Origin of the sequence: Agromyces mediolanus (assembly GCF_014648575.1) — a bacterium.
Classification (GTDB): Bacteria; Actinomycetota; Actinomycetes; order Actinomycetales; family Microbacteriaceae; genus Agromyces; species Agromyces mediolanus.
In genome coordinates this window covers 1-12,759 of sequence record NZ_BMRJ01000009.1, presented here as the reverse complement: position 1 = coordinate 12,759, position 12,759 = coordinate 1, and the positions used below count along the sequence as shown (strand labels likewise).

General features: G+C 69.9%; 17 protein-coding genes. 9 read left to right on the top strand and 8 right to left on the bottom strand.

The genetic code is table 11. The features are described from left to right. Positions 1–22 precede the first annotated feature (22 nt). The gene (locus IEY71_RS18015) at positions 23–625 is read right to left on the bottom strand and encodes an HdeD family acid-resistance protein (protein ID WP_189086775.1); all 603 of its coding nucleotides are present in this window, start codon (positions 623–625) and stop codon (positions 23–25) included. A 218-nt stretch (positions 626–843) separates the two neighbouring features. Between IEY71_RS18015 and IEY71_RS18010 the strand changes: the two genes are divergently transcribed. The 4 genes from IEY71_RS18010 to IEY71_RS17995 all read left to right on the top strand — a co-directional run bounded on the left by IEY71_RS18010 (position 844) and on the right by IEY71_RS17995 (position 4,958). Then, complete coding sequence (locus IEY71_RS18010; protein WP_189086774.1) at positions 844–1,302, top strand: helix-turn-helix transcriptional regulator; 459 nt, start codon at positions 844–846, stop codon at positions 1,300–1,302. A 5-nt stretch (positions 1,303–1,307) separates the two neighbouring features. Next, positions 1,308–1,715, top strand: a complete 408-nt coding sequence (locus tag IEY71_RS18005) for a VOC family protein (protein WP_189086773.1) — start codon at positions 1,308–1,310, stop codon at positions 1,713–1,715. 68 nt (positions 1,716–1,783) lie between these two features. Continuing rightward, positions 1,784–4,159: an ATP-binding cassette domain-containing protein gene (locus IEY71_RS18000; RefSeq protein ID WP_189086772.1), complete on the top strand. Its 2,376-nt coding sequence runs from the start codon at positions 1,784–1,786 to the stop codon at positions 4,157–4,159. Positions 4,160–4,184: 25 nt separating this feature from the next. After that, a complete protein-coding gene (locus IEY71_RS17995) occupies positions 4,185–4,958 on the top strand; it encodes a phosphotransferase (protein WP_189086771.1) in 774 nt (257 codons plus the stop codon). A gap of 16 nt (positions 4,959–4,974) precedes the next feature. Here IEY71_RS17995 and IEY71_RS17990 read toward each other — a convergent pair whose 3' ends face one another. Further along, complete coding sequence (locus IEY71_RS17990) at positions 4,975–5,484, bottom strand: GNAT family N-acetyltransferase (protein ID WP_189086770.1); 510 nt, start codon at positions 5,482–5,484, stop codon at positions 4,975–4,977. Between the two features lie 98 nt (positions 5,485–5,582). Between IEY71_RS17990 and IEY71_RS17985 the strand changes: the two genes are divergently transcribed. Both IEY71_RS17985 and IEY71_RS17980 read left to right on the top strand, forming a co-directional pair. Next, a complete protein-coding gene (locus IEY71_RS17985) occupies positions 5,583–5,771 on the top strand; it encodes a hypothetical protein (protein ID WP_189086769.1) in 189 nt (62 codons plus the stop codon). Further along, positions 5,768–6,106, top strand: coding sequence for a hypothetical protein (locus IEY71_RS17980; protein ID WP_189086768.1), 339 nt, complete (start codon positions 5,768–5,770; stop codon positions 6,104–6,106). The genes IEY71_RS17985 and IEY71_RS17980 overlap by 4 nt, the downstream gene beginning before the upstream one ends. 175 nt (positions 6,107–6,281) lie before the next feature. Here IEY71_RS17980 and IEY71_RS17975 read toward each other — a convergent pair whose 3' ends face one another. Next, entirely contained in the window at positions 6,282–7,169 is an 888-nt protein-coding gene (locus IEY71_RS17975; protein ID WP_189086767.1) for a CPBP family intramembrane glutamic endopeptidase, read from the bottom strand. A 264-nt stretch (positions 7,170–7,433) separates the two neighbouring features. Further along, on the bottom strand, positions 7,434–7,940 hold the full coding sequence (locus IEY71_RS17970) for a GNAT family N-acetyltransferase (protein WP_189086766.1): 507 nt from the start codon (positions 7,938–7,940) through the stop codon (positions 7,434–7,436). Positions 7,941–8,059: 119 nt separating this feature from the next. Here IEY71_RS17970 and IEY71_RS17965 point away from each other — a divergent pair, with 119 nt between their 5' ends. Then, positions 8,060–8,521 (top strand): DUF1990 family protein, encoded by a 462-nt coding sequence (locus IEY71_RS17965; RefSeq protein WP_229781855.1) that lies wholly within the window; start codon positions 8,060–8,062, stop codon positions 8,519–8,521. Positions 8,522–8,531: 10 nt separating this feature from the next. Here IEY71_RS17965 and IEY71_RS17960 read toward each other — a convergent pair whose 3' ends face one another. Continuing rightward, positions 8,532–8,870 carry a hypothetical protein gene (locus IEY71_RS17960; RefSeq protein ID WP_189086764.1) on the bottom strand — a complete coding sequence of 113 codons (339 nt, stop codon included), beginning with the start codon at positions 8,868–8,870 and terminating at the stop codon, positions 8,532–8,534. Positions 8,871–8,932: 62 nt separating this feature from the next. Here IEY71_RS17960 and IEY71_RS17955 point away from each other — a divergent pair, with 62 nt between their 5' ends. Next, positions 8,933–9,694 (top strand): SDR family NAD(P)-dependent oxidoreductase, encoded by a 762-nt coding sequence (locus tag IEY71_RS17955; RefSeq protein ID WP_189086763.1) that lies wholly within the window; start codon positions 8,933–8,935, stop codon positions 9,692–9,694. Positions 9,695–9,717: 23 nt separating this feature from the next. Here IEY71_RS17955 and dhaM read toward each other — a convergent pair whose 3' ends face one another. The 3 genes from dhaM to dhaK are packed head-to-tail and all read right to left on the bottom strand — an operon-like array spanning position 9,718 to position 12,094. Next, positions 9,718–10,410, bottom strand: coding sequence for a dihydroxyacetone kinase phosphoryl donor subunit DhaM (gene dhaM / locus IEY71_RS17950; RefSeq protein WP_189086762.1), 693 nt, complete (start codon positions 10,408–10,410; stop codon positions 9,718–9,720). Positions 10,411–10,431: 21 nt separating this feature from the next. After that, a complete protein-coding gene (gene dhaL / locus IEY71_RS17945; RefSeq protein ID WP_189086761.1) occupies positions 10,432–11,079 on the bottom strand; it encodes a dihydroxyacetone kinase subunit DhaL in 648 nt (215 codons plus the stop codon). Positions 11,080–11,092: 13 nt separating this feature from the next. Continuing rightward, positions 11,093–12,094 (bottom strand): dihydroxyacetone kinase subunit DhaK, encoded by a 1,002-nt coding sequence (gene dhaK, locus IEY71_RS17940; RefSeq protein WP_189086760.1) that lies wholly within the window; start codon positions 12,092–12,094, stop codon positions 11,093–11,095. Positions 12,095–12,378: 284 nt separating this feature from the next. On the opposite strand from dhaK, the gene IEY71_RS17935 reads away from it, so the two are divergent. After that, positions 12,379–12,759, top strand: a 381-nt coding sequence (locus IEY71_RS17935; protein WP_229781861.1) for an MIP/aquaporin family protein, incomplete at its 3' end; no start/stop codon positions are given.

Genomic DNA, 12,759 nt, shown 5'->3' with positions numbered 1-12,759 from the left:
CCGTCGTCGTTGCGCGTCCGGGTCAGGCGGCGACGCCCTTGCCGAAGGTGAACGCGCGCACGATCTGCACGATGCCGAGCACGATGAGCGCGATTCCCGCGAAGATGAACAGCACCACGGCGCCCCAGAGCGGCGAGAAGAGCAGCACGATACCGGCCACGACGCTCAGGATGCCGAAGAAGATCGCCCACCCCTTCGACGCGGCGTCGCCCGACTGGACGAGTGCCACGATGCCCTCGACGATCCACAGGATGCCGACGAAGAGGCCGAGGAACAGGCCGAGGATGACGGCCGACTCGCTGGGGTTCGCGAGCACGATCACACCGCCGATGACGAACAGGACGCCGAGGATGATGTCGAGCGCCCTCGCCCCGCCCGAGATCCCCTTGGAGAAGATGCCGAGGCCGAGGTACGCGAGGCCCGCGATGATGAAGTAGATCCCGAAGAGGATCGTGATGACCACGGCGGAGTTCTTCGGCCAGAAGGTGATCAGCAGACCGAAGATGAGCGCGACGGCACCGGAGATGCCCAGGGTGGCGCGCACCGTGTTGATGGCGGACTTCGTCAGGTCCTTCGCATCGAGCGAGAACGCAGCGAAGACGCCGTCCGACTGGGGCGTTGACATGAGCGGTTCCTTTCTCACGACTGGGAGATACGGGGCCAGGCTAGGCCGCCGCGCAAGCTGAGTGTCGGATGTGAACCCGCGCGTCGCGATGCGACCTTTCGCGACGGGAGCTAGCCGGTCGCGCCATGGAACGGATGTCGCTCGGGTGCGCTAGCGTCGCTTCAGGCTCCGAGCGGGCGGTGCACGCCGCCCTCGCCGAACGATGCACCGGGGGAGAGATGGCCGAGCACGCCGACGCCGACCGCGAGCGACAGCGGCTCGCAGACCTGGCGCGTCTGCGCCGCGTCCGCGATCGCATCGACCGCGAGTACGCCCGGCCGTTGAACGTCGACGAACTCGCCCGCGGAGCGAACCTGTCCGCCGGCCATCTCAGCCGCGCGTTCAAGGCGGCCTACGGCGAGTCGGTCTACAGCTACCTCATGACCCGCCGCATCGAGCGCGCGATGGCGCTGCTCCGGCGCGGCGACCTCAGCGTGACCGAGGTCTGCTTCGAGGTGGGCTGCTCCTCGCTGGGCACGTTCAGCACCCGCTTCACGGAGCTCGTCGGCGTGCCGCCGAGCGAGTTCCGCGCGCAAGCGGCGGGGCCGCTCGAGGGCGTACCGTCGGTCCTCGCCAAACGCGCGACGAGACCGATCAGGAATCGAGAAGCGCGCCCGAAACCCCAGCGACTAGCGTGACGCGCATGGACATCTCGATTCAGTACACCTTCCTTCCGCACACGGATGCCGAGGCATCCCTCGCCTTCTACCGCGACGTGCTGGGATTCGAGCTGCGCAACGACGTCGGCTACGACGGCATGCGCTGGCTGACGCTCGGCGCGCCGCAGCAGACGAACTCCGTCGTGCTCTACCCGCCGAACGCCGACCCGGGCATCACCGAGGACGAGCAGCGCACCATCGCCGAGATGATGGCGAAGGGCACCTTCGCGAGCATCGTCCTCGCAGCAGGCGACGTCGACGCCGCCTTCGACCGGGTGCAGGCGAGCGGGGCCGAGGTGGCGCAGGAGCCCATCGACCAGCCGTACGGCGTCCGCGACTGCGCGTTCCGCGACCCCGCCGGCAACATGGTGCGCATCCAGCAGCCGAGCTGAGCGACATCCGCCCACCCACCAGCCGCACCGACCACCGCCGAAGCCGAACGCCGAATGATGGAGCAGCCATGACCGATGCCCCGACGCCCGCCGCCGCCGAGCACCCCGCCGACCAGCACGAGCGCATCCTCGTGCGGGGCGCCCGCGAGAACAACCTGAAGGACGTGGATGTCGAGCTCCCGAAGCGCCGACTCACGGTGTTCACGGGCGTCTCCGGCTCCGGCAAGAGCTCGCTCGTGTTCGACACGATCGCCGCGGAGTCCCGGCGCATGATCGACGAGACCTACAGCGCCTTCGTGCAGGGCTTCATGCCCTCGGTGCCGCGCCCCGACGTGGACGTGCTCGAGGGGCTCACGACGGCGATCATCGTCGACCAGGAGCGGCTCGGGGCGAACCCGCGATCGACCGTCGGCACGGTCACCGACGCCAACGCGATGCTGCGCATCCTGTTCAGCAAGCTGGGGCGACCGTACGTCGGCGGCCCGACCGCGTTCTCGTTCAACATCCCGACGCAGAAGGCGAGCGGGGTGATGACCGGACCCGGCGGCGAGAAGAAGATCGTCAAGGACGCGATCTATCTCGGCGGCATGTGCCCGCGCTGCGAGGGCCGCGGGCAGGTGTCGGACCTCGATCTCTCGCAGATCGTCGACGAGTCGAAGTCGCTGAACGAGGGCGCGATCATGGTGCCCGGATACACGGCCGACGGTTGGATGGTGAAGGGCTTCTCCGAGTCGGGCTTCTATCCCGCCGACAAGCCGATCGCGCAGTTCACCGAGAAGCAGCGGCACCTCTTCCTCTACGGCGAGGTGACGAAGGTCAAGATCAGCGGCATCAACATGACCTACGAGGGGCTCATCCCGAAGCTCACGAAGTCGATGCTCTCGAAGGACCTCGACGCGCTGCAGCCGCACATCCGCGCGTTCGTCGAGCGGGTCGCCTCCTTCGCGACCTGCCCGGAGTGCGACGGAACCCGCCTCACCGAGGGCGCCAGATCGTCGAAGATCGACGGCATCAGCATCGCCGACGCGTGCCGCATGCAGGTGACCGACCTCGCCGACTGGGTGCGCGGCCTGCATCTGCCCGAGGCGGGACCGCTGCTCGGCGCGCTCAGCGCCAACCTCGACGCCTTCGTCACGCTGGGCCTCGGCTACCTGAGTCTCGAGCGGCCGTCCGGCACGCTGTCCGGCGGCGAGGCGCAGCGCATCAAGATGCTCCGTCATCTCGGGTCCTCGCTCACCGACATCACGTACGTGTTCGACGAGCCGACGATCGGGCTGCACCCGCACGACATCCAACGCATGAACAGCCTGCTCCTGCGGTTGCGCGACAAGGGCAACACCGTGCTCGTCGTCGAGCACAAGCCCGAGACGATCGCGATCGCCGACCACGTCGTCGACCTCGGTCCGGGGGCCGGCAGCAACGGCGGCGAGATCTGCTTCGAGGGCGACGTGGAGGGGCTCAAGCGGAGCGGCACGCTCACGGGCCGGCATCTCGACGACCGGGCGTCGCTCAAACCGAAGGTGCGCAGCGCCTCCGGGGCCATCGAGGTGCGCGGCGCCAACGAGCACAACCTGCGCGACGTCGACGTCGACCTGCCGCTCGGCGTGCTCACGGTGGTGACGGGCGTGGCCGGGTCGGGCAAGAGCTCGCTCATCCACAACTCCGTGGTGAAGCGGCCGGGCGTCGTCTCCATCGACCAGGGCGCGATCAAGGGCTCCCGGCGGAGCAACCCGGCCACGTACACCGGGCTGCTCGAGCCGATCCGCAAGGCGTTCGCGAAGGCGAACGGCGTGAAGCCGGCGCTGTTCAGCGCGAACTCCGAGGGCGCCTGCCCGACGTGCAAGGGCTCGGGCGTCATCGTCACCGAGCTCGGGTTCATGGACACGATCGAGACCCCGTGCGAGGACTGCGGCGGCAAGCGCTTCCAGGCGGCCGTGCTCGACTACAAGCTCGGCGGGCTCGACATCACCGAGGTCCTCGACCTGCCCGTCGCGCGGGCGCGCGAGTTCTTCGCCGAGGGCGAGGCGAAGATCCCGGCCGCGGTCGCCATCCTCGGCCGGCTCGCCGACGTCGGGCTCGGCTATCTCACGCTCGGGCAGCCGCTCTCGACGCTCTCCGGAGGTGAACGTCAGCGCGTGAAGCTCGCGATCGCGATGGGGGAGACGGGCGAGGTCTACGTGCTCGACGAGCCCACGACCGGCCTGCATCTCGCCGACGTCGAGAACCTGCTCGGCCTGCTCGACCGGCTGGTCGACTCCGGCAAGTCGGTCATCGTGATCGAGCACCATCAGGCGGTGATGGCGCACGCGGACTGGATCATCGACCTCGGCCCCGGCGCGGGGCACGACGGCGGACTCGTCGTCTTCGAGGGCACGCCGGCCGAGTTGGTCGCGGCGAAGTCGACGCTGACCGGGCAGCACCTGGCCGAGTACGTCGGGGCGTGACCGCACGCCTCGATAGGCTCGCGGGATGAGCGACGCCGCGAACACCTCCCGATCCGCCACGAGTGAGACCGGCGAGGTGCTCGCCGGCGGCAACATGGGCGAGGTCGTCCGCATCGGCGACACCGTCCGGCGACCCGCGGGGGCGTGGACGCCGGCCGTGCAGCGGCTGCTGGCCGCGCTCGGCGAATCCGGCGTCTCCGGCATCCCCGTGCCGCTCGGGCTGGATGAGCGCGGCCGCGAGATACTCTCGTTCGTCGAGGGCGACAACCTCGCGTCGGCCGATCCCGCGGTGCTCTGGTCGGAGCGGGTGCTGAGCGACGCGGGCGCGCTGCTCCGGCGGCTCCACGACGCGAGCGTGCCGCTGATTGGGGCTGATCTCGTCTGGCGCACCGCCGCGCGGGAGCCCGTCGAGGTCATCTGCCACAACGACTTCGCCACGTACAACCTCATCGTGCGCGACGGCGAGCTCGTCGGAGCGATCGACTTCGATCTCGCCTCGCCCGGGCCCAGGCTCTGGGATCTCGCGTACCTCGCTTACCGCATCGTCCCGTACGCGGCGGACGCGCCGGACGCCGACGGGCTCGACCGCGACGCGCGCCTCCTGGCGCTGCTCGACGCGTACGGAACGGATGCCTCGCCGCGGCAGGTGCTCGCGGCCGCCGCCGAGCGACTCGACGAGCTCGAGGCCTTCACGCGTGAGCGCGCGGAGGAGACTGGGCGCGCAGATCTGCTCGAGCACGCGGCGATGTATCGAGCGGATGCCGCGGCCCTCCGCGCCGAGCTGGGGGAGCAGGACTGAGCCGGGCCCGCGGGCGTCAGAGCGCCCGGGTCATCTGGATGCGGCGCCCATAGGCGTCGAGCCCGAGCGCCGCCTCGATCGGCGGAAGGCTCAGCTCGAAGTCCGTGGTCGGTTCCGTCTCGAGGAAACCGTGCCGGAGATAGAACGGGCCGTTCCACGGCACGTCCGCGTAGGTACGCAGCGTCAGCACCGTGTACCCGCGCGCCTGCGCCTCGGCCGCGGCCGCTTCGACGAGCTGACCGCCGATCCCGCGGCGCCCCTTGTCCGGGCGAACGGACAGCTGTTCGAGGTGAGCCTGCCCCGCGATCTCGAGTACCTGGACGAAGCCCAGAATGGGAGCCGATGGCTCTGCGCTCGAAGCGGCGACAAGGGTGAACCCGGGCGCCGCGGCACGTTCGTCCGCAGTGCCCGGCGGCGGCCAGTCGCGCGTCTCGAAGCGATCCACGAACACCTGATCGGCGTCGCGCTCGATCTCCTCGGTCGCAGCGAAGTCAGGGCCGCTCGCTGCGCGAATGATGATGGCCATGCTCCGACGCTACCGCGGTCAGCAAGTAAATCGGAGAATATGCTTCCATTTCTCGCCGGCATGGCGTATGCTCCTGCCCACGGGAACGGGGGAGCGGCATGGAACTCATCTTCTGGCTCGGGGGATTCCTAGCCCTGCTCGCCGGCGGCACCGCCTGGGTCACGATCAGGTCACGTCGAAGCCGGTCCCGCGCCGGTGACACCGACGCGACCATCACGGGGGAGCGCTCGCACAGCGATGCGCTCGCGGCCGCGCACACGGCCGGTCAGGCACTCGGCCCGCAGTGAGCGAGCCCGGCTATCTGCTCGTCTCGGCGAGCTACGTCTTCGCGAGCGTCGAACGCGCGCGCGAACTGGGTTTCGATACCCGGGCGCACCATCTCGTGGAAATGGCCCGAATCCCGGGCAAGGATTGGCGCGATCGGCAGCGCCGACTGGACCAGGTGCTGGGCGATGCCATCCGAGCGTCGGTCGCCCTTCAGCTCCCAGCAGCTGGCGGGATCGAGCTCGTGCTGCGAATCAGCTTCATCTCCGACAGTGGCGAGCAGCTCGGGTATGCACTCACGAGCGAGTTCATACACGAATGGGCCGCACTCGGCGGAGCCATCCATATCGACAGCTGAGTGCACACACGCAGCACCAGTCGTCGCCAGCGACGACGAGATGCAGCGTTCCCGAGCGTCGACCGATCGTGCGCTACCCACTCTCGTACCGCGTTCTCATGCGCCGATAATGCACATTATGTCCGATAGCTGATCCGCGACTGCCCTTCCCGGGCGTCGACGGCTGGGCGACCCGTCACTCCGTCGCGGACGTCGTTCCGGCCTGCTCCGCAACCGCGGGAGCACGCGGCGTTTCAGGCGCGTCAGGCCAGGCCCTGGCTCGCTTGCGGAGCGAGAGGTACGCGATGCCGGTGGCGAGCACGATGGTGACGGCCGCTGCGAGACCACCCTCGGTGCCAAATGCGCCGCCGGTGAGCCAGTCGGGAGCATCGTCCGCGGGCGCGAGGTTGACGATCGTCTCGGTCTTGTTCGGCAGGCCGCTGACCTGGATGCCGTAGAGGTACCCCATGGCCCAGTTCCACCCGGCGTGGAGACCCATGATGCCCCACAGCGAGTTGTTGCGCAGCACGATGAGCGACGCGAACACCGCGTAGGCGAAGATCGTGATGAACGGCAGCGGCTTCGAGAGCACCTGGTGCACCACCGTGAACACGAACGCCGGCAACAGCACTGCCAGCCAGGCCGGTACCTTGTGGACCTGGTTCTGCAACAGGAAGCCGCGGAAGAGCACCTCTTCGCCGCCGCCTTGCACGACCACCAGCGCCAGCATGGCCATCACCATCGGCAACGCGGAGAAGCCGCTCGTCGTCCCGGCGGGCGTGTCGACCACGACGTAGGCGCCCGTGAAGAGCAGGAACAGCACCGGGATGGAGACCAGCGCCAGCCCGGCCACGATGCCCACCAGCAGGTTCCCGATACCGCGCGCGGGCTTATGAAGTCCCAATCTGGCGATAGCCCGCCGTTCGAACAGAACGACCCACAACACGATCACCAGGATGCCGGCGGCGTCACCGATCGCCTCCTGAACCTGCGACATCGGTGACCCGTCCGGGACAGGGAACGCGATGGCCAGCGCGGAGATGGTCCCGATCTGAACGACCAGCAGAGTGCCGATGACGATCAAGTACGCAGCCCATCCTCGGGTCACCCGCCTCCCAGTCAGACCTTCCTGCGCGAACGGCGACTGGCGGAGCGACATTTCGACCTCACGAGGCTCGGATGACGGAGTTCCTGACGATGTCAACACTAGATCCGCGCGGGCCCTCGTCTCAGCAACCAAGCCGATGCACGTTCGATCGGTCAGCGCGACCACTCCCCTGCGAGCGGAGCGAGACGACCACGGAACACTGGACGGCATTGACGCTCAGTGGAAGCGCTCGTCCCATCGTCACACGGCGGGCCCGCGGAACACCCACACTCCCGAGTCTTCGACGTGACCGCGGGGGTACTCGAAGGCTTCGACTCCGATGAGCTCGAAGCCCACCTTGCGGCAGATGGCGCCCGAGGCCTCGTTCGTCATGCGCGGGTACGCGTAGATCGCGACCGCAGGGTCGTGACGGCGCACCTCCGCGATGAGGGCGCGAAGCGCACCGGTCGCGATGCCCCGCCCCTGATAGCCCGATTCCACGGCCCACCCCGCCTCGACCGCCGCTTCGCCATGGTGATCATGCGGCCAGTAGCCGATGGAACCGACGCCCTCCGGGTGCCCGTCGATCACGATGCGGAACATGCGGGCGGTGCCGTCACGCCACTCCCCCAGATACCGCTCGTGGCGGCGTTCGACGGCCTCCGGCGTCTCCGGGCCGCCGAGATGAGCCGTCATCTCTGCCGTGTTGCTGCGCTGCAGCGTGGCGAGATCGTCGTCGGACCATCGTTGCAGTCGCACCTCAGTCATGGCGCCACTCAATCACTGACCACCGACATCCCCAGGAGCGAAACGGAGACCCAGTAGCCTGTCCGAACGTACGCAGAAGGGCGGATGGAATGCGGTCGGAGGATGACACTCCCCCGTCGTTGCTCGACGGTGTCCGGCCGACTGCCGGGTTCGACACGAGCGAGGTCGTCCGGGTGATCGGCGAGGGAGACGAGCTGTGGCACCGCGCCGCAGTGGATCTGCTCCGCTGGCGCGTGAAGACGCGCAGCGGCTTCCGCGTTCCGGGCGGCGCCGTCGCGACGCCTGGGGCCCGGCTCATCGTCCGCGCCGGCATCCTCGCTTGGAGCGTGCCGGAGCCGGTGGAAGTGGTCGCCGTCGTCGATGAGCCGTCGCGCGTCGGATTCGCCTACGCCACGAGAGCGGGCCACCCGCTCGACGGCGAGGAGGCGTTCGTGCTCGATCGCACCGCCGACGGCGTGATCGCCCTCACCATCAGGTCCCGCTCACGCGCGGCGGCGTACGGTCCGTGGCGCCGCGCCTACCCGCTGCTTCGGATCGCTCAGCGCGTCACGAGGTGGCGTTACCTCCACGCCCTCCGCTGAGCGCAGCCGTTCAGCCCGCGGAGGCGCGCTGCTCGTACCGTACCAAGCGACGCCCGTGCGCCGGCATGCCCAGCTCGTTCAGCGGCCCCGTCGTCGCGCGCTCCGGCAGCCGTTCGGTCGTGGGACACGTCATGACGATGTTGCCGGACAGATCGTCGAAAGCGTGCTCGAAGATCGCGTGACCGCAGACGGGACACGGCCGAGTCCGGAGCTCGGCGGCATCCGTCTGGTCCACGTCACTGACCGAGGGCGGGGCGCCGAAGATCGGCTCGAGCGCGGAGTCCACTCGATCGAAGAACCTGGTGAAAGCGTTGCCGTCTCCTGGGCGGCTCGCTGCGTCGCGTGCCATGGCCGGATGCTACGCCTCGACGCCGGGCGCCGCCACCCCGCCGCGCTGCCTAGGCTGGACCCATGAGCTCTGCCCCGACGACACCCGCGACCATCATCACCGGCGGCACCCGCGGGATCGGCCGGGCCATCGCCGAGCGCCTCGCGGGCAAGGGGCACGCGCTCCTGCTCAGCTACCGCAGCCGGGAGGACGAAGCGCAGGAACTCACCGCGCGGCTCCGCGCGAGCGGCGCCCGGGTCGAGCTGATCCGGGTCGATCTGGCCGACCTCGACGCGGCCGCGAGCATCGTGCCGGCCGCCATCGAGCAGTTCGGCACCGTCACCGGACTCGTGAACAACGCCGGCATCACCGGCAAGATCGGCGGCTTCCTCGAAGTCCCGCTCGAAGAGAGCGAGCTCGTCTTCCGGGTGAACGTCCTCGCACCGCTCCTCATCACCCAGCAGGCGATCCGGCACATGTCCACTGAGCTGGGCGGACGAGGCGGCTCGATCGTGAACATCTCCTCCGGCGCCGCGACGAGCGGCTCGCCGAACCGCTACGTGCCGTACTCGATGAGCAAGGCCGCCCTGAACGTGCTCACGCTCGGCACCGCGAAGGAGTTCGCGCGCGCGGGGGTCCGGGTGAACACGGTCTCCCCCGGCACGACGCGCACCGAGATCCACGCGGATGCCGGCCGGCCGAACGCTCCGGACGAGCGCGCTGCATCGATCCCGATGGGTCGCGCCGGCGAGCCGCACGAGATCGCGGGCGCCGTCGACTACCTCCTGTCGGACGACGCGAGCTACACGACGGGCACGGACATCCGCATCAGCGGCGGCAACTGACGCCGGCGGCACGCTCGGCCCCGTCAGACCTCCCCGAACCCGGACTCCACGAGCTCCGCGAGCGCGTCGACCGCCGCCCCGCCCGCGGGATCCGCGCTCGCGATGACGACCTCCGCGCCCTTCGTCAGGCCCATCGCCATGATCGCGAGCAGACTCTTCGCGTCGGTGCCGTTCACCGTCACCGGCTCGGCGAAGGTGCTCGCGAGCTTCACCAGCTCGGCCGCGGGGCGCGCGTGCAGCCCCGACGGGTTGACGAGTCGCACGGTGCGCTGCGGTCCGTTCGCTCCGTCAGCGGACGTCGAGCCGGGGCCCGCGGCGGATGCCTCGCCGGCATCGACATCGCCTCCGGCGGCGCTGCGAGCCGCTGCGACCACGGCCTCGAGCCCGTCGCCGGCCTGCGCCGCGACCGCAGCGGCCACCCCGCCCTCGACGATCGGGGCGTCCACGATGCGCACGCGCTCGCGCACCTCGTCGTCGAGGAAATCGAGCGCGGTCTCCGCGGTCAGGATCGCCGAGCCGAGATCGCAGAGCACGACCACGCCGTGCCCGGCGTCCGCCTCCGCGATCGCCGCGCTCACGCGGTCGAAGCTCGTTCCGATCCGCCCGTCGTCCGTGCCGCCCGCCGCGATGAGCGCCGTCTCGGGAGCCATCTGAGCGGCCAGCTCGACGAGCCCCTCGGCGATCTTTGCGGAGTGCGAGACGAAGACGAGGCCCACACGGCCTTCCGAGCCCACTCCTCAGTCCCCCGCCGCCGCGACGGCCGCGTCCGCTGCGGCGCGCAGCAGGAGCGCCGACGACTCGGCCCCCGGGTCGCGATGGCCGGCCGACCGTTCGCCGAGGTAGCTCGCGCGGCCCTTCCTGGCGACGAGCGGCTCGGTCGCCTCCGCCCCGGCCTCCGCCGCGCTCGCCGCAGCCTCCAGGACCGTGCGGGCGTCCGCACCGGACGCCGCCTCGGCATCCGCGGCCTCGACCGCCGGAGTCCAGGCATCCACCATCGTCTTGTCGCCCGACTCGGCCTTGCCGCGCGCGACGATGCCGTCACGAGCGGCGGTCAGCACCGCGGCGATCGCCGGCCCGTCGAGGGAGGTCGCGGACCCGGCCGCCATCGCCCCCTTCAGGTACGCGGTGCCGTAGAGCGGGCCGGCGGCACCGCCGACCGTCGAGATCAAGGTGGTCGCCACCAGCTTCAGCACGTCGCCGGGGGTCGATCCCGCGGCGAGGTCGTCGAGCTTCGGCAGCACGGCCTGGAAGCCGCGGTCGAGGTTCTCGCCGTGATCGCCGTCGCCGATCTCGCGATCGAGTGCGATGAGCCTCGTGCGATGCTCGGCGACGGTCTCCGCGCTGCGGCGCACCCAATCGACCGCCCAGGTGATGTCCAAGCCCACGCTCAGCCCCTCTCTACCGGCCCCAGCGGAGCGCGGCCGTCTGCACCGGCGCGTCCCACAGCTGGATCATCTCGTCGTCGAGCTTCAGCAGGGTGATCGACATGCCCTGCATCTCGAGGGCGGTGATGTAGTTGCCGACGAGCGAACGGGCGATCTCGATCCCCCGTTCGCCGAGCGCCTCCGCGGCCCGACGGTACGCGAGGTAGAGCTCGAGCTGCGGCGTCCCGCCCATGCCGTTCACGAAGAGCAGCACGCGGTCGCCCGAGCCGAACGGCAGGTCGTCGAGGATCGGGTCGAGCAGCCGGTCGACCAAGCGATCGGCGGGCTCGAGCTTGATGCGCTCGCGGCCCGGCTCCCCGTGGATGCCGATGCCGATCTCGATCTCGTCCTCGGCGAGGGTGAAGCTCGGCTCGCCGGCGTGCGGCACGATGCACGGCGTGAGCGCGAGGCCCATCGAACGTGCATTGGCGTTCACCCGTTCGGCGACGGCGGCCACCTCGTCCAAGGAATCGCCGCGCTGCGCGGCGGCGCCGGCGATCTTCTCGACGAGCACGGTTCCCGCGACGCCTCGGCGGCCGGCCGTGTAGAGGGAGTCCTTCACGGCGACATCGTCGTTCGTGACGACCGCACGCACCTCGATGCCCTCCGCCGCGGCGAGATCGGCCGCGGTCTCGAAGTTCAGCACGTCGCCCGTGTAGTTCTTCACGATGTGGAGCACGCCCGCTCCCCCGTCGACCGCCTTCGTCGCGGCGAGGATCGGGTCCGGCGTCGGCGAGGTGAAGACGGCGCCGGGCACCGCCGCATCGAGCATGCCGTAGCCGACATATCCCGCGTGGAGCGGCTCGTGTCCGCTGCCTCCGCCGCTGACGAGCCCGACCTTGCCGGCGACCGGCGCATCGGCTCGCACGACGAAGATCGGGTCGTACTCGACACGCACCAGATCGGCGTGGGCGGCCGCGAAGCCCGCCACGGACTCGTCGACCACGCGCTTCGGGTCGTTGATGATCTTCTTCACCGCAAATCCCTTCCCCGCAGGGCCGCGCGGCGTCGCGCAGAGGGCACCGACGCCGCAACGGCAGTACCGCAAACCTACGCCCCGCCGAGCGGTTCAGGTAAGGGGGCTCGGATGAATAGCCCGGAACACGCGGCGAGGGAGCGCTCTTCCCCCGCGCCCGAGTCTGTGACTAGGGTGAGCACTATCACCGCCCTTGGGCGCGGCCCGCGGGCTCAGCGAAAGGATGGGTAGTCAACGTGGACAATCTCGGGGTCTTGTTCCTCGCGGAGCTCGTCGGCACGGCGATGCTCGTGCTGCTCGGCTGCGGCGTGGTCGCCAACGTCGCACTCGTGCGCACCAAGGGCTTCAACGGCGGCTTCCTCATGGTCAACATCGGCTGGGGCCTCGCGGTCTTCGCGGGTGTGGTCGTCTCGTACGCCTCCGGCGCGCACATCAACCCGGCGGTCACGCTCGGCCTCGTCGCGAACGGCGCGACCGAGTTCGGCAACGCCGCGATGGGCACGACGGTGGCCGTGTCGTTCCTCAGCGTCATCACCTACATCGGCGCGCAGCTGATCGGTGCCATCATCGGCGCCGTGCTGTGCTGGCTCGCGTACAAGCAGCACTTCGACGAGGAGCCCGAGCCGGCGAACAAGCTCGGCGTCTTCTCGACCGGCCCGGCCATC

Coding starts and splice junctions, on each gene's coding strand:
- IEY71_RS18015 (WP_189086775.1), bottom strand. CDS start 625: ATGTCAACGCCCCAGTCGGACGGCGTCTTCGCTGCGTTCTCGCTCGAT.
- IEY71_RS18010 (WP_189086774.1), top strand. CDS start 844: ATGGCCGAGCACGCCGACGCCGACCGCGAGCGACAGCGGCTCGCAGAC.
- IEY71_RS18005 (WP_189086773.1), top strand. CDS start 1,308: ATGGACATCTCGATTCAGTACACCTTCCTTCCGCACACGGATGCCGAG.
- IEY71_RS18000 (WP_189086772.1), top strand. CDS start 1,784: ATGACCGATGCCCCGACGCCCGCCGCCGCCGAGCACCCCGCCGACCAG.
- IEY71_RS17995 (WP_189086771.1), top strand. CDS start 4,185: ATGAGCGACGCCGCGAACACCTCCCGATCCGCCACGAGTGAGACCGGC.
- IEY71_RS17990 (WP_189086770.1), bottom strand. CDS start 5,484: ATGGCCATCATCATTCGCGCAGCGAGCGGCCCTGACTTCGCTGCGACC.
- IEY71_RS17985 (WP_189086769.1), top strand. CDS start 5,583: ATGGAACTCATCTTCTGGCTCGGGGGATTCCTAGCCCTGCTCGCCGGC.
- IEY71_RS17970 (WP_189086766.1), bottom strand. CDS start 7,940: ATGACTGAGGTGCGACTGCAACGATGGTCCGACGACGATCTCGCCACG.
- IEY71_RS17960 (WP_189086764.1), bottom strand. CDS start 8,870: ATGGCACGCGACGCAGCGAGCCGCCCAGGAGACGGCAACGCTTTCACC.
- IEY71_RS17955 (WP_189086763.1), top strand. CDS start 8,933: ATGAGCTCTGCCCCGACGACACCCGCGACCATCATCACCGGCGGCACC.